The organism is Micromonospora sp. WMMD1219, from assembly GCF_049315215.1.
Lineage (GTDB): Bacteria > Actinomycetota > Actinomycetes > Mycobacteriales > Micromonosporaceae > Micromonospora > Micromonospora tulbaghiae.
This window is the reverse complement of sequence record NZ_CP186057.1, coordinates 832,288-851,828: the sequence shown is the minus strand read 5'-3', so window position 1 is coordinate 851,828 and position 19,541 is coordinate 832,288. Positions and strand designations below refer to the sequence as shown.

At 74.8% G+C, this 19,541-nt stretch carries 23 protein-coding genes; 18 read left to right on the top strand and 5 right to left on the bottom strand.

Annotated elements, in window-relative coordinates; genetic code table 11:
• Positions 1 to 29: 29 nt before the first annotated feature.
• From ACN27C_RS04025 to ACN27C_RS03980, 10 genes are all read left to right on the top strand, one after another.
• On the top strand, positions 30 to 521 hold the full coding sequence (locus ACN27C_RS04025) for a hypothetical protein (protein ID WP_120573989.1): 492 nt from the start codon (positions 30 to 32) through the stop codon (positions 519 to 521).
• 35 nt (positions 522 to 556) lie between these two features.
• Positions 557 to 1,180, top strand: a complete 624-nt coding sequence (locus ACN27C_RS04020; protein ID WP_252452312.1) for a TrmH family RNA methyltransferase — start codon at positions 557 to 559, stop codon at positions 1,178 to 1,180.
• Between the two features lie 91 nt (positions 1,181 to 1,271).
• Complete coding sequence (locus ACN27C_RS04015) at positions 1,272 to 1,970, top strand: DUF6758 family protein (RefSeq protein ID WP_422750457.1); 699 nt, start codon at positions 1,272 to 1,274, stop codon at positions 1,968 to 1,970.
• A gap of 118 nt (positions 1,971 to 2,088) precedes the next feature.
• Positions 2,089 to 2,247, top strand: a complete 159-nt coding sequence (locus ACN27C_RS04010) for a hypothetical protein (RefSeq protein ID WP_013283898.1) — start codon at positions 2,089 to 2,091, stop codon at positions 2,245 to 2,247.
• A gap of 6 nt (positions 2,248 to 2,253) precedes the next feature.
• Positions 2,254 to 3,105 (top strand): PH domain-containing protein, encoded by an 852-nt coding sequence (locus tag ACN27C_RS04005; RefSeq protein ID WP_120571763.1) that lies wholly within the window; start codon positions 2,254 to 2,256, stop codon positions 3,103 to 3,105.
• A 99-nt stretch (positions 3,106 to 3,204) separates the two neighbouring features.
• The gene (locus ACN27C_RS04000) at positions 3,205 to 3,900 is read left to right on the top strand and encodes a SigE family RNA polymerase sigma factor (RefSeq protein ID WP_422750456.1); all 696 of its coding nucleotides are present in this window, start codon (positions 3,205 to 3,207) and stop codon (positions 3,898 to 3,900) included.
• A gap of 56 nt (positions 3,901 to 3,956) precedes the next feature.
• On the top strand, positions 3,957 to 5,174 hold the full coding sequence (locus ACN27C_RS03995; RefSeq protein ID WP_422750455.1) for a hypothetical protein: 1,218 nt from the start codon (positions 3,957 to 3,959) through the stop codon (positions 5,172 to 5,174).
• A gap of 10 nt (positions 5,175 to 5,184) precedes the next feature.
• On the top strand, positions 5,185 to 6,051 hold the full coding sequence (locus tag ACN27C_RS03990) for a PHP domain-containing protein (RefSeq protein WP_422750454.1): 867 nt from the start codon (positions 5,185 to 5,187) through the stop codon (positions 6,049 to 6,051).
• Positions 6,052 to 6,082: 31 nt separating this feature from the next.
• Entirely contained in the window at positions 6,083 to 6,697 is a 615-nt protein-coding gene (locus tag ACN27C_RS03985; RefSeq protein WP_120571759.1) for a MarC family protein, read from the top strand.
• Between the two features lie 129 nt (positions 6,698 to 6,826).
• On the top strand, positions 6,827 to 7,660 hold the full coding sequence (locus ACN27C_RS03980) for a RecB family exonuclease (protein ID WP_252452419.1): 834 nt from the start codon (positions 6,827 to 6,829) through the stop codon (positions 7,658 to 7,660).
• Between the two features lie 13 nt (positions 7,661 to 7,673).
• On the opposite strand, the gene ACN27C_RS03975 is transcribed toward ACN27C_RS03980, so the two are convergent.
• Together ACN27C_RS03975 and ACN27C_RS03970 are read right to left on the bottom strand one after the other, a co-directional pair.
• Positions 7,674 to 8,525 carry an oxygenase MpaB family protein gene (locus ACN27C_RS03975; protein ID WP_120571757.1) on the bottom strand — a complete coding sequence of 284 codons (852 nt, stop codon included), beginning with the start codon at positions 8,523 to 8,525 and terminating at the stop codon, positions 7,674 to 7,676.
• 65 nt (positions 8,526 to 8,590) lie between these two features.
• The gene (locus ACN27C_RS03970) at positions 8,591 to 9,019 is read right to left on the bottom strand and encodes a Fur family transcriptional regulator (RefSeq protein WP_120571756.1); all 429 of its coding nucleotides are present in this window, start codon (positions 9,017 to 9,019) and stop codon (positions 8,591 to 8,593) included.
• A 161-nt stretch (positions 9,020 to 9,180) separates the two neighbouring features.
• Here ACN27C_RS03970 and ACN27C_RS03965 point away from each other — a divergent pair, with 161 nt between their 5' ends.
• On the top strand, positions 9,181 to 9,663 hold the full coding sequence (locus ACN27C_RS03965; RefSeq protein ID WP_121683262.1) for a DUF2231 domain-containing protein: 483 nt from the start codon (positions 9,181 to 9,183) through the stop codon (positions 9,661 to 9,663).
• Position 9,664: 1 nt separating this feature from the next.
• On the opposite strand, the gene ACN27C_RS03960 is transcribed toward ACN27C_RS03965, so the two are convergent.
• A complete protein-coding gene (locus tag ACN27C_RS03960) occupies positions 9,665 to 10,567 on the bottom strand; it encodes a hypothetical protein (protein ID WP_422750453.1) in 903 nt (300 codons plus the stop codon).
• 185 nt (positions 10,568 to 10,752) lie between these two features.
• Here ACN27C_RS03960 and ACN27C_RS03955 point away from each other — a divergent pair, with 185 nt between their 5' ends.
• Positions 10,753 to 10,926 (top strand): hypothetical protein, encoded by a 174-nt coding sequence (locus ACN27C_RS03955; protein ID WP_422750452.1) that lies wholly within the window; start codon positions 10,753 to 10,755, stop codon positions 10,924 to 10,926.
• Positions 10,927 to 11,159: 233 nt separating this feature from the next.
• Here the strand turns inward: ACN27C_RS03955 and ACN27C_RS03950 are convergent, their stop codons facing one another.
• Positions 11,160 to 11,636 carry a flagellar biosynthesis protein FlgA gene (locus ACN27C_RS03950; RefSeq protein WP_421499671.1) on the bottom strand — a complete coding sequence of 159 codons (477 nt, stop codon included), beginning with the start codon at positions 11,634 to 11,636 and terminating at the stop codon, positions 11,160 to 11,162.
• A 452-nt stretch (positions 11,637 to 12,088) separates the two neighbouring features.
• Here ACN27C_RS03950 and ACN27C_RS03945 point away from each other — a divergent pair, with 452 nt between their 5' ends.
• Positions 12,089 to 12,274, top strand: a complete 186-nt coding sequence (locus ACN27C_RS03945; protein WP_422751713.1) for a hypothetical protein — start codon at positions 12,089 to 12,091, stop codon at positions 12,272 to 12,274.
• Positions 12,275 to 12,493: 219 nt separating this feature from the next.
• On the opposite strand, the gene ACN27C_RS03940 is transcribed toward ACN27C_RS03945, so the two are convergent.
• Entirely contained in the window at positions 12,494 to 13,141 is a 648-nt protein-coding gene (locus ACN27C_RS03940) for a 5-formyltetrahydrofolate cyclo-ligase (RefSeq protein ID WP_393154979.1), read from the bottom strand.
• Positions 13,142 to 13,223: 82 nt separating this feature from the next.
• On the opposite strand from ACN27C_RS03940, the gene ACN27C_RS03935 reads away from it, so the two are divergent.
• The 5 genes from ACN27C_RS03935 to ACN27C_RS03915 all read left to right on the top strand — a co-directional run bounded on the left by ACN27C_RS03935 (position 13,224) and on the right by ACN27C_RS03915 (position 19,424).
• A complete protein-coding gene (locus ACN27C_RS03935) occupies positions 13,224 to 15,413 on the top strand; it encodes a diguanylate cyclase (protein WP_422750451.1) in 2,190 nt (729 codons plus the stop codon).
• 9 nt (positions 15,414 to 15,422) lie between these two features.
• Complete coding sequence (locus ACN27C_RS03930; RefSeq protein ID WP_422750450.1) at positions 15,423 to 16,412, top strand: UTP--glucose-1-phosphate uridylyltransferase; 990 nt, start codon at positions 15,423 to 15,425, stop codon at positions 16,410 to 16,412.
• On the top strand, positions 16,409 to 17,722 hold the full coding sequence (gene glp / locus ACN27C_RS03925) for a gephyrin-like molybdotransferase Glp (protein WP_120571749.1): 1,314 nt from the start codon (positions 16,409 to 16,411) through the stop codon (positions 17,720 to 17,722). The genes ACN27C_RS03930 and glp overlap by 4 nt, the downstream gene beginning before the upstream one ends.
• A 108-nt stretch (positions 17,723 to 17,830) precedes the next feature.
• Positions 17,831 to 18,472 (top strand): GNAT family N-acetyltransferase, encoded by a 642-nt coding sequence (locus ACN27C_RS03920; protein ID WP_091415176.1) that lies wholly within the window; start codon positions 17,831 to 17,833, stop codon positions 18,470 to 18,472.
• A gap of 169 nt (positions 18,473 to 18,641) precedes the next feature.
• Complete coding sequence (locus ACN27C_RS03915) at positions 18,642 to 19,424, top strand: hypothetical protein (protein ID WP_175438611.1); 783 nt, start codon at positions 18,642 to 18,644, stop codon at positions 19,422 to 19,424.
• The last annotated feature ends 117 nt before the right edge of the window (positions 19,425 to 19,541 follow it).

The window sequence follows — 19,541 nt, the reverse complement described above, 5'->3', positions numbered from 1 at the left end:
GGGGGCATATGCTCGGGCTGGAGGTGCCCATGAGCCACTCCGTAGCCGGAGAGCCGCCTTCCGCCGGTCGCCGCGCCGCACCGCTCACCACCGCCGCCTACTCGGCGGCGGAGTGGGACCTGCTGACCGACCTGCCGGGCCGCGTCCTCGTCGCCGCCGCCTCACCCGGGCCCGGGCGCCCGCCGCGCGGCGTCGCCGCCGGTCTGGCCGGCCTGGACGCGGTGGCCGCCGGCCGGGCCTTCGACAGCGATCTCGTCCGCGCCGTGGTGGCCGCGATCTACGCCCGCCACGACGGAGCCACCGAGCGGGACGAGCGCCTGACCGACCTGGTCGACCTGCTGGCCGCCGCCCGGGCCGCGGTACGGGTGCTGCACCGCCGGGCCGACCCGGCCGACTCGGCGGCGTACCGGCAGTGGGTGGAGTCGGTCGCCGCCCGGGTGTGCCGGGCCGGGCAGACCACGCCGAGCCCCGCCGACACGCGTTTCCTCGACCGGCTGGGCGGCGCGCTCGACCTGCGCTGACCGGGGACGCCGCCGGGCCGTACCCTCTGCAGACCGTGACCGACGACCAGCTCGACGTGGGTGTGGGGCCCTGGCCCGGTGACCCGCCGGACGACCCGCGCTACGACCCGGAGCTGCTCGCGACCGGGGACCGGCGCAACGTGGTGGACCGCTACCGCTACTGGCGGCGCGAGGCCGTGGTGGCCGACCTGGACCGGCGCCGGCACGACTTCCACGTGGCGATCGAGAACTGGCAGCACGACTTCAACATCGGCACCGTGGTCCGCAACGCCAACGCCTTCCTCGCCGCCGAGGTGCACATCGTCGGACGGCGGCGGTGGAACCGGCGGGGCGCCATGGTGACCGACCGCTACCAGCACGTCCGGCACCACCCGACGATCGAGGAGTTCGTCGCGTGGGCGCGTGACGAACAGCTGCCGGTGGTCGGGATCGACAACCTGCCCGGCTCCCGGCCGATGGAGACGGCGGTGCTGCCGCGCCGCTGCGTGCTCCTGTTCGGCCAGGAGGGGCCGGGGCTGTCGGCGGTGGCCCGGTCGGCCTGCGACGCGCTGTTCTCCATCGCCCAGTACGGCTCGACCCGGTCCATCAACGCGGGTGTGGCCAGCGGCATCGCCATGCACGCCTGGATCCGGTCGTACGCCGGGCCGCCGCCGGACTGACACGCCGCGTGGGTCCACCACCGGACGGAAATCCCACGCTCGTCCGCCCGCCCCGCTTGACGCCTCGCCGGTCCGGGGTGACGGTGAGAGTGTGACTGTCGCGGTGAGTTGTCCGAGATGTGCGGGCCCGGTGCGCGAGCCGGACCTGATGCATGCCGAGCACCGGTGCGTACGTTGCGGCCCGGTCGCGCCGCTGCACGTGCCGGAGCGCATCAGCGCCGAGATCATGGCCAGTGTGGTGGACCGGATGGCCGCGGACCCCGACCCGGCCGGCCGGCTCCGGATGCCGCTGTGGTGTCCGTGGCCGCTCCCGCCGGGCTGGACGCTCACCGGCGTGGCGTGGGCGGGTGACGACCGCGCTGGCGTACGGGCGACGCTGGTCGCCTGCGCCGGACCGGCCCCCCTGGACGGTGGGCCGGCCGACCTGATCTTCGTCGCCGAGGAACCCGGCGTGGGCCTCGGATCCCGCTTCGCGGGACTGCCCGGACTCGACCCCGGCCCACAGGTGGAGGAGGCGCTCACCGATCCCGGCCCTGGTCATCCCGAGCGGCTGCCGCACGCGAAGATCCGGGTGGGCGGCCATCCGACTCCACTGTGGCTCGTCCGCTCCGAAACGGATCGAAGCGCGTACGCCGGCGAGGCTCGGGGAATGTGGCTCCATGCGATAGCCTGGCCGGCGAGTGCGGGTCACCTCCTCGCGGAAGAAGTCGTGCTGCACGACCTCACCGAGTGGACACCGCCCGAACTCGTGTACGGCGCACCATCTCCGTACCTGCACGGGCGGGCCTGACCGGCTCGCCACGGCGAGTCGGGGAGCGGACGCAGATATTCACGGTAAGACACCATGCTGATACTCTGGGTGCCGCTGCGGTAAACGGACCCGGCGCCGCGCGAGAGGATGGCCCGCTATGGTCAAGAAGGTCCTCACCTGGGCCGGCATCGCATTCTTGATCTTCTTTGTTGCGTACCGGCCCAACTCCGCCGCCGACGTCTTCAAGTCTCTCGGCGGCGGCATCATGGACATCGCGCAGGGCTTCGGCGACTTCTTCACCAACCTCGTCGCCTAGCCGCCCATGGGAAGCCCCTCCGGTCCACCCTTCGACCCGGACGACCCCGACCGGGCACGCCGGGAGCGCGACACCGAGCCGATCCCCCGGATCGACCCGGACGACCCGGCCGGTTACGGCCCCGGCCCGTACGCCGACGCGGACGACGCCGGCTACGGCAGCGCGTACGCCGGTGAGGGGCGGTCCAGCCGGGCCTGGGCACGTGACCCGGACGGCTTCCCGGACCAGCCGATCTCCGAGGACGAACTGGCCGGGCTGCGGTCCGACGCCACCGGCATGGCACCCCGCCGGGTGCTGCCGCTGGAGGACGAGCCCAGCTCGCTCGTAGCTCGTTACCTCTTCCCCACCGAGCGCTACCGGGGCGAGTGGAAGCGGCACTGGATCCACCTCACCACCCCGATCATCGTCGGCGTGGCGGCCACGTTCGTGCTCGGCTACCTCTCCGGCTTCCTCGCCGGGCGGGACGTCGGCGCGTTGACCACAGTCGCCGTGCTGCTCTGGTTCGCCGTGATGGGCTGGGTCGCGTGGAAGGTCGCCGACTGGTGGTACGACCGGTTCATCCTGACCAACAAGCGGGTGATGGTGGTCAACGGGATCATCACCCGGCAGGTCGCGATGATGCCGCTCACCCGGGTCACCGACATGAAGTACGAGCAGAGCCCGACCGGCCGCGCCCTCAACTACGGCACGTTCGTGCTGGAGTCCGCCGGCCAGGAACAGGCACTCCGGGTGATCAAGAACCTGCCCAACCCGAACGAGCTCTACCTGCGTGTGGTCGAGGAGATGTACGAGCCGCAGGCGGTCGAGGCGCGGCTGGGCAAGGAGGCCGACGAGGCCAAGGCCGACGACGGAGCCTGAAACTTTTCGTCCGAACATCGGATGAACTGCACACCTTCCGCCATCGACCCGACCGGCCCGGCCGTGGCATTCTGCCAGGCAGGACGGGGGGAGATGAGCGTGGCGAGCAGAGATCCGCTGGAGGAGGAGTTCCGCGAATTCGTCGCGGCCCGGTCCGGCGCGCTGCTGCGTACCGCGTACCTGCTCGCCGGTGACTGGGCCACCGCCGAGGACCTGCTCCAGACCGCGCTGACCAAGACCTACCTCGCCTGGAAGCGGCTCGGCGGGATCGACGCCATCGAGCCGTACGCCCGCCGCGTCATGGTCAACACGTCCACCAGCTGGTGGCGGCGCCGCTGGCACGGCGAGCGCCCCACCGAGGTGCTGCCGGAGCGCGCCGGTGTCGACGAGATCGAGCAGCAACTCGACCGGGACGCGCTCTGGCGGCACCTCCAGGCGCTGCCGGCCCGGCAGCGGGCGGTGCTGGTGCTGCGCTTCTACGAGGACATGTCCGAGGCGCAGACCGCCGCGCTGCTGGAGATCTCCCCGGGCACGGTCAAGAGCCAGACCTCCCGGGCGCTGAACACGCTGCGCCGCCGGCTCGGCTCCGAGGCGGCCCTGAGCCTGCCCGCACCGGCCGACGCGCCCGCGGCGAAACCGACCGCGCCCGCCGCGGGCGGCCGGTCCGTCCCGCCGGCCCGGGGCACCGAACCGGCCCGTACCCCCGCGCGGCAGCCCGCCGCCCGGGTGCCGCGACCGGCCCCACCCGCGGCTCCGGTCCGCCCCGCCGTCCCGATCCCGGCGAAGAGCCGATGAGCGGCACCCGGCAGCACGGTGACAACCGGACCGGCAGCCCGGAGCGTCCATTCCCCGTGAGCGACGAGGAGCTGGAGCGGGCGCTGCGGGAGACGCTGACCCGCCGCGTCGCGACGTCCCGCCCGCTGCCCGCCGACCCGGCCGGGGAGATCCTGCGCCGGGCGCGGCGCACGGGCCGGCGGCGTACGCTCACCGGCCTGGCCCTGGCCGGGGTCGCCACCGTGTTCATCACCACCGGGGTGGCGCAGTTCAGCGCGTCGGGCGGCAACGGCGGCACGCCCACTGTCGTGCTCGGCGACCCGCCCGTCCTCTTCCCGTCCCCGGAGCCCTCCGGACCGTCCTCGATCACCCGTTTCGGTCCGGTCCGCGCCGAACTCGACCTGCTCGTCGGTGACCGGCTGGACACCAGCGGCGGCGAACGACGGCAGCTGCCCGGTGTGAGCGGCGTCGAACGGGCCCAGCGGATCCACGACCAGGAGGGCTGGCTGCTCACCTCGGCGGCCACCGTCGCCGGCCGTACCCTCTGGTGGGTGCCGGTCGGTGGCGCCGCGCCGCAGGTCATGCTCGCCGCCGCGGACGCGGTGGCGGTCTCCGCGGACGGCCGCCAGGTGGCCTGGCGGGACGGCACCGACGTGATCGCCGCCGGTGTGGTCGCCGGCCAGCTCATCGCGCCGGTCCGGACCGCCGTGCCGGACGGCGCCGTGCCGGTCGGCTTCGCCGGCGACTCCGTGCTGATCCAGCAGCCCGGCGACGGCGGGATGAGCGTCTGGGACCGCGCGCTGGGCGGGCAGCCGGGACCGGTGAACCCGGACGTACGCGCGGTCTACGGCACCCGGCCCGACGGCCGGGTGGTGGCCCTGGTCGCCGCCGGCCGGGATCAGCAGCGCTGCCTCGCCCTGCTCGACCCGGCCCGGGACCTCGCCCCGGTGCGTACCGGATGCGGCCTGAAGCTGGCCACCGACGGACTCGGCGCCGTCTCCTCCGACGGCCGGTGGCTGCTCGCGAACGGCACCTCGCGCACCGCCCTCCTGGTGGACCTGGCCGACCCGGCCAGCCCGGTCACCCACCCGGCCGGCCCGGTGCTGGCCGCCGGCGTGGCCTGGACCCGGGGCGGCGTGGCGCTGCACGTGGACGCGAGCGGCGGGCTGGTCCGGGTCAAGCCGGAGCGGGTGCTGGCCGGTGACCGGCCCACGGCCGCGAAGGTCGAAGGGCTGGCGCCGGAGGACCACCCGGTGGTGGTGGCCGACGTCCCCACGGTGCCCGAGGGGGCGTAGCGTCGGGCGGGTGAGCGTCCCCGCCCGCATCGACCTGCACACCCACTCCACGGCCAGCGACGGCACCCTGACCCCCGCCGAACTGGTCCGGGCCGCCGCCGACGCGGGGCTCGACGTGGTGGCACTCACCGACCACGACACCACCGCGGGCTGGGCGCCCGCCGTCGCCGCCCTGCCGCCCGGCCTCACCCTGATCCGCGGCGCGGAGATCTCCTGCCGCTGGTTCGGCGCCGAGCCGGCGATCCCGCTGCACCTCCTCGCCTACCTGTTCGACCCGGCCGAGCCGCACCTGGCCGCGGAACTGGCCCGGGTCCGCCGGGCCCGCGAGGAACGCGGCGAGCGCATCGTCCGGCTGCTCCAGGCCGACGGCGTCCCGGTGAGCTGGACGGAGATCCTGGCCGGCGCGGGCGGCGGCACCGTCGGCCGCCCGCACATCGCGCAGGCTCTGATCCGAGCCGGTCTGGTCGCCACCACCACCGAGGCGTTCGGGCCGGACTGGCTCGGCGAGCGGTACCGGCTGCCGAAGGACGACATCGAGGTGTTCCAGGCGGTGGCGCTGGTGCGGGCGGCCGGCGGCGTGCCCGTCTTCGCCCACCCGAAGGCCAGCCGGCGCGGCCGGATCGTGCCGGACGAGCTGGTCGCGGACCTGGCGGCGGCCGGCCTGGCCGGGCTGGAGGCCGACCACGAGGACCACGACCCGGCCGAGCGGGAGCACGTCCGCGGGCTCGCCGCCGACCTGGGACTGCTGGTCACCGGATCGTCCGACTTCCACGGCACGCACAAGACCGTCCGGCTCGGCGCGTACACCACCGGGCCCGAGGCGTACGAGCGGATCGTCGCGCTGGCCCGCGGGGTGACCCCTGTCGCTTCGAGCTGAAGCGCTCCGGCGGCACGGCTACCGTGTCCGCGTGGATCTCAAGCTCTTCGGCGAGGTCTTCGTGACCCTGCTGGTGATCGTCGACCCGCCCGGAATGATGCCCATCTTCCTCGCGCTGACCGGGCCGCTGCCCGCGCGCGACCGGAACCGGGCCGCCTGGCAGGCCGTGGCGCTGGCGCTCGGGGTCATCGTGATCTTCGCGGTGGCGGGGCAGACGATCCTGGCATACCTGCACGTCGACCTGCCCGCGCTCCAGGCCGCCGGCGGTCTGCTGCTGATCCTGGTCGCGCTGGAGCTGCTGACCGGCAAGGCGGACGACCCGAGCCAGCAGGTCACCTCCAACATCGCGCTGGTGCCGCTGGGCACCCCGCTGCTGGCCGGGCCGGGCGCCATCGTGGCCACCATGCTGTTCGTGCAGCAGGCCGGCGGTCCCGTCGACTACCTCGCCATCGCGCTGGCGATCGTCGCGGTGATGGTGACGGTCTGGGTGGTGCTGCGCTTCTCCGGCGGGATCGTCAAGGTGCTGCGCCCCGGCGGCATCGAGGTGCTGACCCGGATCGCCGGCCTGCTGCTGGCCGCCATCGCCGTGCAGCTCATCGCCGACGCGATCGCCGCGTTCGTGACCCAGTACCTGAACAACGCCTGAGCGCTTCGTCCGCTGTCGTACCGGGGTGGCAGGATCTCAGGGGTGCGACGACCGTCAGCAGCCGGCCCCACCGGCTCCCGGGCTCCCCGACCCCGCGCCGAGCAGTCCGAGCAGCTCGGCTTCGAGGGCATGCCGGAACGCCTGTTCGTCTGCACCCCGAGCAAACTCGGCACATACGCGGACTGCCCCCGCCGCTACCGCTACGCCTACGTGGACCGGCCCGCGCCGCCGAAAGGCCCGCCGTGGGCGCACAACTCGCTCGGTGCGAGCGTCCACACCGCGCTGAAGAACTGGTACGCGCTGGCCGCCGACCGCCGCCGCCCCGAGGTGCTCGGCACGCTGCTCAAGGGCACCTGGGTCCGCGAGGGCTACCGCGACGACGAGCAGGAGCGCGACGCCTTCCGGCGGGCGCTGACCTGGCTGGAGAGCTACGTGGCGGGCCTCGACCCGGCCGACGAGCCGGTCGGCGTGGAACGGGTCGTCGCGGTCAAGACCGCTGTGCTCGCGTTCAACGGCCGCACCGACCGGATCGACTCGCGTCCCGGCCCGGACGGGCGGCCCGAGCTGGTCATCGTCGACTACAAGACCGGCCGCACCGGGCTCGACGCCGACGACGCGCGCGGCTCGCAGGCGCTCGCGCTCTACGCGTACGCGGCCGAGCGGGTGTTCCGCAAGCCGTGCCGCCGGGTCGAGCTGCACCACCTGCCCACCGGCACCGTCGCCGCCCACGAGCACACGCCGGAGTCCCTGCACCGGCAGCTCACCCGCGCGGAGGACACCGCCCGCGACATCATGGCCGCCGAACGCGCCGTGGCCGACGGCGCCGACCCTGACGCGGCGTTCCCCACCGAACCGGGGCCGCGGTGCGGCTGGTGCGACTACCGGCGTACGTGCCCGACCGGCGCGCAGACCCCGGGCAAGGAGCCCTGGTCCGCGGTCGAGCGGTTCGCCGGACCGGAGTGAGTGCGCGGCGGCGTCAGGCCGCGGTCAGGCGGGCGGCGCGTTCCTTAGCGGCCTGCTGCAACGGGCCCTCCCGGTAGCGCCGGGGCACCGCCGCCAGCGCCAGCCGCAGCGCCCGCGCGCTCAGGTCCGCCGACAGGGCGGTGGTGGGCAGGCCCAGCCCGCCGTAGAGTCGCAACGCCCACGGCGGCAGCATTCCCAGCGCGGTGGCGGCGATCCCGAAGTACGCCCAGCGCGGCGGACCCAGGTTCAGGCCGACCCGCGCCGGCAGGCTGACCTTCCACGGGATCGGCGGCGCGGTCAGGAACACCGCGGTCTCGGCCGCCTCCCGGGTCATCCGCAACTGCGGGCGTACGTCCCGGTAGTAGTCAGCCACCTCGGCGGCGGTCCCCGGTACGTCGTCCGGGTCCAGCCCGACCAGGGACGCCGACCGGCGCTGCTCGGTGTAGTAGCCGTCCACCTCGTCGTCGGTGAGCGCCAGACCGGCCCGCCGGGCGGTGCTCACGAACGACTCGACCTCGGTCACGTGCACCCAGCGCAGCAGCTCCGGATCGTCGACGCGGAACTCCTCACCGGTGAACGGGTCGGTGGCGCGCATCCGGGCGTGCCGCGTACGCAGCCGTCGCCCGGCCGCCTCCGCCTCGGCCGTCGTGCCGTAGATCGTCGTCGCCACGTACGTCGCCGTGCGGACCAGCCGGCCCCAGGCGTCCGTGCGGTAGTTGCTGTTCTGCGCGACGCCGGCCATCGCGCGCGGGTGCAGCGCCTGGAGGTAGAGCGAGCGCAGGCCGGCGACGATCAGGATCGGTTCCTCGTGCACCTTCCACGTGACCGATCCCGGACCGAAGAGGCCGAGGTCCTCGGTGTCCACCGATCAAGAGTGCCACGCGCCGTCGCCGGGCGTCCCGGTGCGGCGGTCGGTCGACGGTGCGGCGGTCAGTCGTCGGCGGAGCGGCGGGACTGGCAGGACGGGCAGAGGCCCCAGAAGGTCACTTCCGCCTCGTCCAGCTCGAAGCCGTGCGCCACGTTCGGGTCCAGGCAGGGTGCGCTGCCGACCGCGCAGTCCACGTCGGCGATCTCACCGCAGCCCCGGCACACCACGTGGTGGTGGTTGTCGCCGACCCGGGCCTCGTACCGCGCGGGACTGCCGGCCGGCTCGATCCGGCGGGACAGCCCGGCCCGGGACAGGGCACCGAGCACGTCGTAGACGGCCTGGGTGGAGACCGAGTCGATCCGCTGGCGGACCCGCCGGGTGATCTCGTCGACCTCCAGGTGACCGCCGGCGGAGAGCACGTCCAGCACGGCGAGACGCGGCCGGGTGACCCGTAGGCCCCTCGACCGGAGCAGCTCCTCACCTGTGGACATGGATCCATGACAGCACGGGGCAGGCGGGCCGACAAGCGAGCGTTGTTCACCCGTGGCCGGGGCCACAGGTGAACCGGCGGCGCCGCGCTCGCGTGTATCGAGGCAGACGGCGTCACGCCGTACGCTGAGCGCGCCAAACCACCCACTCGCCGGAGGTGTCGGTGTTCAGGGAAATCAACGGTCTGCCCGTCCATGTGCTCGTCATCCACGCGGCGGTGGTGCTGGTGCCGCTGCTGGCACTGCTCGCCGTCGGGTACGGGGTGCTGCCCCGCTGGCGGCCCCGCCTCGGCTGGGCGGTCGCGGCGCTCGCCGTGGTCACCCCGATCGTCGCCTGGGTCGCGACCGAGTCCGGCGAGGAGCTGGAGGAGGCCCTGCGCGCGAAGGGCTACCCGCCGGACCGGCTCCAGCAGATCAGCGAGCACGCCGAGTACGGCGACACGCTGTTCTGGTTCGCGCTCGGGCTCGGCGTCGCCGCGCTGCTGCTCGTGCTGTCGACGAGCCGCCTCGTCGCGGGCCGGAACCTGCCCCGCTGGCTCCCGATCGTGCTCACCGTCGTGGTGGCGGTGCTCGCGGTCTTCGCGCTCGTGTACGTGTACTGGACCGGGGACAGCGGCGCCAAGATGGTCTGGGACGGCGTCGTCTGACTCAGAACAGCACCCGCGAGCAGAGCAGGCAGGTGAGCAGCACCAGCACCACGGCGACGACCGCCCCGATGCCGTAGGTGAGCCGCTGCGCGCGCTGCTCCGCCTGGTCCATCGCGGCCATGTCCTGCGGCGGGAGCCGGCGGGGCGGTGACGGCTGCACGTGTACCGGTGGCCGCCAGCCGGGCGGCGGAGGCGTGCTCGGCGGCGGTCCCGCGTATCCCGAGGGCGGCGGGCCACCACCGGGCGCGCCGCCCCCGAACTGCGGGCCACCACCGGGCGGGCCGGCACCGGGCGCGCCCGGCCACGCGCCGCCGGCCACCGTCCAGCCGCCTGCCGCCTCCGGCCGGGCCCACGGGCTCTCGGTGGCCGCCCCACGCGACCACGGGCTGGCGTTCCCGGCCGCCTCGGGGTTGTCGGCGGCTGCTCCGGTCGTCTCGACGCCCTCGGTGACGGCCCGCTCCGCGGGGAAGGAGGCCGGTTCCACCGGGAGGGCGGTCGGCTCTGCTGTGAGGGCGGTCGGCTCCGCCGGGAGGGCGGCCGGCTCGGGCTGCCCGGCGGCCCCGGCCGGGTCGGCGGTGTGGTCCGGTTCGGCGGTGCGGTCCGACCCATATGCTCCGCCTACGTCACGGGCGTCACGGACGTCACCGGCGTCACCGGCGTCACGGACGTCACCGGCGTCACCGGCGTCACGGGGGTCACCGGCGTCACGGGGGTCACCGGCGTCACCAGCGTCACCGGCGTCACGGGGGTCACCCGGCCGAGGTCCGGGACCGGCCGGGTGGACGTCCGCGCTGTCCGCACCGCCCCGGGGGACCGCCCCGGGGGCGTTCTCCCCGGCTGTGGCCGGTTGCTCCGGGCGTCGCCAGGTCTCGTCGTCGGGGCTGCCACCGCTCGGCGTCGTCACGCCGTCCGACGCTACCAACGCCCCGGCCGGTCGGCCGCCCGACGCGTCGATCACCGCCACCCCGGCCCCTTGCGCCCTGTGGGTGGCGGTCCGGCGGCTTCCGGGCCGGTACGGCCGGGCTCGGGTCGATCCGGCCGGTCCCGGGGATCGAGCCGGCGGCCCGTCCGGCGGTATCGTTGCTGCTCGTGACCGACCCCGCCATCCGGGCACCGCGCGACGACGACCGCGTGGTCGACCTCAGCGACGACTTCGTGGTGCTGCCCGAACAGACCAGCGACGACACCGACCGCGGCTGGGGCGAGCGCCCCGGCGGCAACGACGACTGGCTGCTCGCCGAGCGCCCTCCGCACTGGGCCTGATCGCGCCGCAGCGGCCTGATCGCGCCGCAGCGGCCTGATCGCGCCGCAGCGGCCTGATCGCGCCGCAGCGGCCTGATCGCGCCGCAGCGGCCTGATCGCGCCGCAGCGGCCTGATCGCGCCGCAGTGGCCAGATCGCGCCGCAGTGGCCAGATCGCGCCGCAGTGGCCAGATCGCGCCGAGCGGATCGTCGAGGGCCGATGGCGCCGCGCCGAGGCCTCCCGCCGTGCTCACGTCAGCCGCGTACCACCACGGCGAAGCGACTGCCCTCCGGCAACCCGACCGCCCGCCGGGCCTGCTCCGGCGGCAGCGCCAGGTAGAGCGCCGAGGAGCCGTCGACCGCTCCGGCGGCGCCGACCACGTCGAGCACCAACGCGCGCGGAGCCAGCAGCGTCGGGTCGGGCGAACCGCCGGCCGGCACGACGAGCAGGTCGACCCGTGCACCCGGGCGCAGCACCGCGAGGGCGGCCGGCTCGGCCAGCCGGATCGGTACGCCCACCGCACCGGCCGGCAGGGCGCGGATGCCGCCGGACGGTGACGCGGTCGCCGGGGCGGACGGCAACGCGCGAGGTGGTGGGCAGGACGGCGGCGTCTGGAGCACCGCCGCGGCCAGCCCCAGCAGAACCGCGACGAGCGTCACCCGCAGCAGCGTCCGGCGCCGGGGCAGCCCGCGCCAGCGGACCGGCCGTAACGTCGTCTCGCCATCCGTCACCGCTGCCTCCCGCCGCCGGCCAACCGTCCGACCCGCAGGCTAGGACCGGCCCCCCGACGCGCGCCGCCCCATCGCCCGCCCCTGTGGATAACCCGCCGGCCTGTGGAAAACCGTTCCCCGGAAGGCCCGCCGTCACCAGCGCGGAGGTCCGGTGCGGCGGGGGCCGCCAGCTCGGGGAGATTGCTGCTTCCGGACGAGCGGATGCAGCAACCTCGCCGAGCTGGCGAGCATCCGCCGGCCGGTGCAGCAACCTCCGAACTGGCGAGCATCCGCCGGCCGGTGCAGCAACCTCGCCGAGCCGGCGAGCATCCGCCGCCGGCCGGTGCAGCAACCTCGCCGAGCTGGCGAGCATCCGCCGCGAACGGAACGTGGCCGTCCCCGAGCGGGGACGGCCACGTGTCGCGTGAGAAGCGCGAAGGCTGATTCAGGACGAGCTGGACGCCGCCGGCGCCTTGCTCGCAGTCGACCCCGACCCCGACCCGGAACCGGACGAGGAGGACGACCCGGACGAGGAGGACGACGAGGACGAGGAATCCGACGACGACGAGGACGAGGACGAGGACGACTCGGACTTGGCCGGCTTGCTCGTGGCCGCGGTGCCGTTGTCGGAGCCGGACGAACGGGAGTCCGTGCGGTAGAAGCCGGAGCCCTTGAACACGATGCCCACCGAGTTGAAGAGCTTTCGCAGCCGCCCCTCACACGCCGGGCACTCGGTCAGCGGGTCGTCCGAGAAGGACTGCACCGCCTCGAGCTGGTGGCCGCACGCGGTGCAGGCGTACTGGTACGTGGGCACGTTCTCCTCCGGATCTTTGGGCACGGCCTGTTGGCACTCCTGGTCTTCGAGTGCCAATGGTGCGTCATGACCCCCGGGTTCGTCCAGCGGAAGCGCCCGGGCCCACACCCGGGACCGCCACCAGTCCGTCCGCCGGAGTGATCACACAGTGCACCGGGCGGTCGTGCGGCAGGGCGGGCACCGCCTCGACCAGCTCGCCGTCGTGCAGCAGCGCCACGGTCGGCACGGTGGCGGGCACCCGGGCCAGCGCGCGGTCGTACGAGCCGCCGCCCCGGCCCAGCCGCACGCCCCGGCGGTCCACCGCCACCGCCGGCACCACGACCAGGGCGGCCCCAGCCACTGCGGCACGCCCCCGGGGCGGCGCGGTCGGCTCGCGCAGACCCCGGCCGGCGGCGCGCAACGACTCCGGGCCGGTGTACGGGGCCCAGTCCAGGTCCAGGTCGTCGCGGAGCACCGGCAGCAGCAGCTCGGCGTCGGGCGGCAGCGCGGCGCGCAGCACGTCCGGCAGGTCGTCCCCGCCGGGCTCGGAGGCGACCGGCACGTACGCGCTCATCCTGGCCGGCCGCAGCCGGCGTACCAACGTCACCAGCTCGGCCTGGACGGCGGCCGCGGCCACCGCGCGGTCGGCCGCGGACAGCGACCGGCGCGCGGCGAGTAGCGCGATGCGCATCTCCCGCTTCGCATCGTGCGCTTCATCCGAAAATTCCGGCACGCAACACTCCTGACGCAACGCTTGCCTAATGGTCGCTCTGTGTCAGCATCGCACCAAGGGAGCGGAACTTCCGGGGGGAAGATTGACGCTACGCGGGCGGTTGACGGCGGCTTTCCTCGCGGTGGTCCTCGGCCCCGTCCTGCTCGGCGCGTTCTTCGTCGGGGTCACGCTCAGCGCCGTCGACCACAGCCGCGCCACCGAGCGGCTCGGTCTGGCCGCGGCCGGCGTCCGTACCTCGATCGACGCGCTCTGCCAGCAACTACGCGCGGCGGCGGACGCGGTCGCGCTGGTCGGCGACCCGGCCGCCCGCTCGCGCGCGGCCGACCAGGTGGTCGCCCGGGGCCTGGCCGCCGCCGTGCGGATGGCCGACGCCGCCGGCCGCACCACCTACGCCACGGCCGGCGAGCCGGCCGGACGCTGGCAGGACTGCGCCGGCACGCCCGCCACCGGAGCCGGGGCGCTCTCCGCCCAGGTCGGGCTCCGCGACCCGGCCGGCACCGACCTGGGCGCGGTCGCCGCCGCCCAGCCCGTCGACCGGGCCTTCGTGGCGCGGCTCGCCGCCGTGACCGGCGTCGGGGTCACCCTCCTCGACGACCCCGGCGGCATCACCCACACGACCGAGGCCCAGGGGGTACGCGCAGCGGTGCTGGCCGCCGCCGGCAAGGCGGACGGGAACCGGGTGACCGGCACCGGCGACGGCCGGTACGTGCGGCGCGTCGGTCCGTCTCCCGGTCAGCCGCTGCCGCTGGTGCTGTCGGTGCCGGGGGAACGCGCGCCCGGCCTGTACGGGGCGCTGATCGCCGCGGTCGCGCTCGCCGCCCTGCTGGCAGTGCTCGCGGCCTGGCGCCTGGCCCGGGTGACCACCCGGCCGCTCGGTGAGCTGGCCGGCGCGGTGGACCGGGTGGCGCGCGGTGACCTGAGCGCCCGGGTGCCGGTGCGCAGCCGCGACGAGATCGGGCGGCTGGCCAGCGCGTTCAACCGGATGACCCGGGAGACCGGCACCTACGTGACGGCGCTGACCAGCAGCCGCGACCAGATCCGCAACCACCTCGCGGTGCTCGGCGACACGCTCGCCAGCACGCACGACCTGCAACGCATCCTGCGGGTGATCCTGGACAGCGCGATCGCCGCCACCGGCGCCCGGGCCGGCGCGGTGCTGCTGGTCGACGGCGACGGCGTCCTCGTCGGCCGGTGCGTGGAGGGACTGACCGGGCGCTGGCCCACGGGCGACCCGGCCGACCCGGCGACGCTGCGGGTGCCGGTCGGCGCCGGGGTGCTCGGCGCGGTGGCCGCCACCGGCGAACCGCTGCGCGGGCGGTGGGCGTCGCCGGACACGGAGACGGGGGAGCCGTCCTGCGAGACGTACGTGGCGGTGCCGTTCGCCACCCCCGGCGCCGCCGAGCCGCGCGGCCCGGACCGGCCCGGCCACCCGCCCGCCGACGGCGAACCGCCCGGCTCGGCCTGCGCGGCGCTCGGCGTGCTCGTGCTCTACGACCGGCTCGGCGGGCACGAGTTCCACGACGACGACGTGGTGACGCTGCGGACGTTCGCCGGGCACGCCGCGGTCGCCGTGGAGAACGTCCGGGTCCACGAGGAGGCGCAGCGGCTCTCCCTCACCGACCCGCTCACCGGGCTGTGGAACTACCGCTACCTGCGGGAGTCGATCCGCCGCGAGGTGGAGCGGGCGAACCGGTTCGGCCGCATGCTCAGCGTGCTCGCGCTCGACCTGGACCGGTTCAAGAACGTCAACGACACCTGGGGGCACGCCGCCGGGGATGCCGTGCTGGTCGAGTTCGCGCGCCGGGTACGCGGCGTGATCCGCGAGGTGGACCTGGCGTTCCGGCAGGGCGGCGAGGAGTTCGTGGTGCTGCTGCCGGAGACCGACGCCCGGGGCGCCACGATCGTCGCCGAGCGGCTCGGCGCGGTGGTACGCGACCAGCCGGTGGCGGTCGAGGGGAACGGCGACGAGCCGGTGCGGGTGCCGGTGACCGTCTCCATCGGCATCGCCGTCTATCCGGACCACGCCGCAGACGGCCAGCAGGTGCTCGACGCCGCCGACGACGCGTTGTACGCGGCGAAGGCCGCCGGACGTGACGGCTACCGGCTCGCCCCGGCGCCCGATCCGGTGCCCACCCAGGAGATCCCGGTGGCGGCCGCCGGTGCCGGCCCACCGGACGGGCTGCCCCGGGCCGGCGCGGCGGACCCGGCGGGCACCGTCCAGGGCGGCGCGTCTTCCGGTCCTCACCCGCCGCGGCAGAGCCGTGGCCGATAGTCTCGCGACATGTCGGAGCACTCAGCGAACCCCTCAGCGGCCCCCGGCCGCTCCCGCGCGGTCAAGGCCGTGATCCCGGCCGCCGGCCTGGCCACCCGGTTCCTGCCGGCCACCAAGGCGGTTCCGAAGGAACTGCTGCCGGTCGTCGACCGGCCGGTGCTGCAGTACATCGTCGAGGAGGCCGCGCAGGCCGGCATCGACGACATCCTGCTGATCACCGGTCGCGGCAAGACCTCGATGGTGGACCACTTCGACCGCCGGCCGGACCTGGAGGAACGGCTCGCCAAGAAGCCCGAGCTGCTGGCCGAGGTCAAGCGCACCGAGGAACTGGCCTCGATCTACACGGTCCGCCAGCCGGAACAGCTCGGCCTCGGCCACGCCGTCGGGTACGCCGAGTCGCACGTCGGCGACGCGCCCTTCGCGGTGCTGCTCGGCGACGAGTTCGTCAAGCCGTCCGAGCCGCTGCTGCCGGCCATGCTGGAACTCCAGGCGCGCACCGGCGGTGTGGTGCTCGCGTTCTTCGAGGTCGACCCGGCCGAGACCAGTCGATACGGCATCGCGTCGGTCGAGCCGGCCGAGTCGGAATACGCCGACATCGCCGAGGTCGTCAAGGTCACCGGCATGGTGGAGAAGCCCAGCCCGGAGGACGCCCCCAGCAACCTCGCGGTCCTCGGCCGGTACGTCCTGCCCGGGAAGATCTTCGACGCGATCCGGCGTACCCAGCCGGGCAGCGGCGGCGAGATCCAGCTGACCGACGCGATGGAGCTGCTGCGTACCGAGGGGGTGCCGGTGCACGCCATCGTCTACCGGGGCACCCGCTACGACACCGGCATGCCGCTCGGCTACCTCCAGACCGTGGTGCAGATCGCCGCCGAGCGGGAGGACCTGGGCGCCGAGTTCCGCAAGTGGCTGACCGAGTTCGTCAACAACGGCGACGAGACGGTCACCGCTGCGGTGCTCAACGGCATCCGTGACGCGTCCGGCGGTGCCGATACATGACCGCGACGGCCGACGCCGAGGCGGCCGCGAACGAGTTGACGCCGCTCGCCGACTACCTGGGCAGTGTGCTGCGCAGGTTACGAGCGCTGCCTCCACTCGACCTCGACCTGACCCAGGCGTACGGCAACGTGCTCGCCGAGGACGTGGTCGCCCCGCACTCGTACCCCGCCTTCGACCAGGCGGCGGTGGACGGGTACGCCGCGCGCTGGGAGGACATCTCCGGTGGGAGTCGGGGGCCGGGCTACGTCCCGGCCCCCTCCGGTATGCCCGGCGGCCGCAGCATCCGCCTCAACGTGGTCGGTGACCTGGGCGCGGCGAGCTGGCGGCCGGTGCGGCTCACCCCCGGCGCCTGCTTCTCGGTGGCGGCGGGCGCACCGCTGCCGATCGGCGCCGACGTGGTCGTCCCGGTGGAGTGGACCGACCAGGGCATGGCCGCCGTCGAGATCTTCCGCGCCCCCAAACGGGGGTACGGCCTGCGCCGCGCCGGGGACGAACTGGTCGCCGGCACGCTGCTCGCCCGCGCCGGCGCGTACGTCTCCCCGGCCCTGGTCGCGGTGTTCGCCGCCACCGGCATCGGGCACGTGGTGGTACGGCCCAGCCCGCGCGTGGTCATCGTGGCCACCGGCGACGAGCTGGTGGACGTGGGCCGGGGCAGCCAGCCCGGGCAGGTGGTGGACACCAACTCGCACGCGCTGACCGCGGCGGCGGCGGAGGCGGGCGCGCTCGCGTACCGGGTGGGGATCTGCGACGACGACCCGGAGGCGCTGCGCGGCCTGTTGGAGGACCAGACGCTGCGCGCCGATCTGATCATCACCACCGGCGGCACCGGCACCGGCCCCGGCGACATGGTCCGCCGCATCCTGTCCCGCCGCGACGGCGGCCGGGCCGGGCCGGTCACCTTCACAGAGGTGGCCCTCTATCCCGGAACGGCCCTCGGGTTCGGTACGGTCGGCGCCGAGGAGGTGCCGGTGGTGTGTCTTCCCGGTGAGCCCGGCGCGGCGCTGATCGGCTTCGAGGTGCTGGCCCGCCCGGCCATCCAACTGCTGGCCGGCGCCGAACCGGTGTTCCGGCCGAGCGTCCGCGCACACCTGCTGGAGACGGTCTCGTCCCCGGTGGGGCTGCGCGAGTTCCGGCCCGCGCACGTGGCCGAGCGGCGCGGTGGCGGGTACACGGTGCAGCCGCTGGCCGGTGGCCCGTACACGCTCTCCGGCCTCGCCGAGGCCAACGGCCTGTTGGTGCTCGGCGAGCGGGTCACCACCGCCGCCGCCGGGTCTACGGTGGATGTTCTCCTGCTGGACCGGCGCCGGTGAGCGCGAGGAGTGAGCTTGCGAGCCCCGCAGTCGCGAGCGAAGGGCCGGCTCGGTGAGCGCGAGGAGTGAGCTTGCGAGCCCCGCAGTCGCGAGCGGAAGGCAAGCTCGGTGAGGTTCCGGCGGGCGCCGGGGTGGCCGGCGGTGCTGGTGGACGGTCCGGTGGTGCTGCGGCCGTACCGGCGTTCGGACGCCACCGCATGGTCGGAGATCCGGCGCGCGAACCGGGAGTGGCTGGCGCCGTGGGAGTCCCATGTGCCCGGTGGCTGGTACGAGACGAACTCGCCCGCCGCGTTCCGCCTGGTGCACGCCGACCAGCGCAAGTCGGCGCGTACCGGTGAGGGCATGCCGTTCGCGGTCTGCCTGCGCGAGAACGGGCAGGAGCGGCTGGTCGGTCACGTCAACATCGGCAGCATCGTGCGGCGGGCGTTCTGCTCCGGGTACGTGGGCTACTGGGTGGACTCCAGGGTGGCCGGTCGCGGCGTGATCCCGACCGCTGTGGCGCTCGCCGTGGACCACGCGTTCGGGCCGGGCGGCCTGCACCGGATCGAGGTGAACATCCGGCCGGAGAACATGCCGTCCCGCCGGGTGGTGGAGAAGCTCGGCTTCCGCGAGGAGGCCTATCACGTGCGCTACATGCACATCGACGGCGCGTGGCGCGACCACATCGGATACGCGATGACCGGCGAGGAAGTGGTCGCCGAGGGCGGACTGCTGGCGCGGTGGCACCGCGTACGTGACAACCGCCGCTGAGGCGAACGCCCGGCGCGGCGCACTGTGAACCGGGTCGGCGGCCCGTAACCTCAAGTAACTGCAAGCTGTGGCAAGCGCTGCCCGCCCGCACGAAGTGCGCCGTAAACGACGGTCGACGGAAGAAGTTGCGGCGGTGTGACGCTCGCCCCGAACTTTGGTGACGGGAGGGGTGAGGGTGCCCACGTCGGTGCTCCTCGCCGTCCTCGCCGCCGCCGGTCTGCTCGCCCTCGCTCCGGCGCTGGTCCGCCGGTACGACGCCACCGAGCGGCTGGTGGCGGAGCGGGCGCAGTCGACGGCGCGGGTGCTCCAGCGCCAGCGTCGACGGCGCACCGTGCCCGGGCGGCGACCGCTGCACCCTCCGCGCTCCCTCGTCGTGACCCTCAGTGAAGATTCCGACACGGGCAGTCTCGCCCGCCCGGTCTCCGCGCCACCGCTGCGGCGTCGCTCCGGGCGGCTCCGGCCCGTCTCCGCGGTGCCGGCCCAGTCCCGCCGACGGCACCCGCCCCGGCGGCGGCACACCCCGGCGATCTACCGCCGGCGCCGGGTGCTGGCCGCGCTGCTGCTGCTCAACCTGGTCGAGCTGGGCGGCGTGGTGCTCGTCGGACCCGGGTTCTGGATCAGCGTCTCGGTCACCGGCGCACTGCTCGTGGCGTACGTCGTACACCTGCGGCAGCGCGCCCTGGCCGAGCGCCGACGGCGGCGCGCGGACGCCCGCGAGGCGGCCTGGCTGGCCGCCCGCCAGGCCGAGGTGCGCCGCGAGCAGGCCCGGCGCGCGGCGGCCCGGCGGGAGGCGCAGCGCCGGCTGGCCGCCCAGCGCGAGGCGGTCCGGCGTACGGCGATGGGGCTGGACCGTCCCGCGGACCTGCCGCCGGCCGCGAGCGGCGGTTCGGTGTCCTACCGGCGAGCGGGCGGCCTGCGCGGACGCCCCTACCAGTCCGGCCGGGGCGCCTGACCCCTCACCTGCCTCGCCGGTGCTGCGCTCGATAGCGATCTTGGAAGAATTGGGCCCCTCTGGGGGCCGCTTTCTTCCAAGATCTACGGGGGCGGTGGGTCGGTTCGCGTCGTGGCG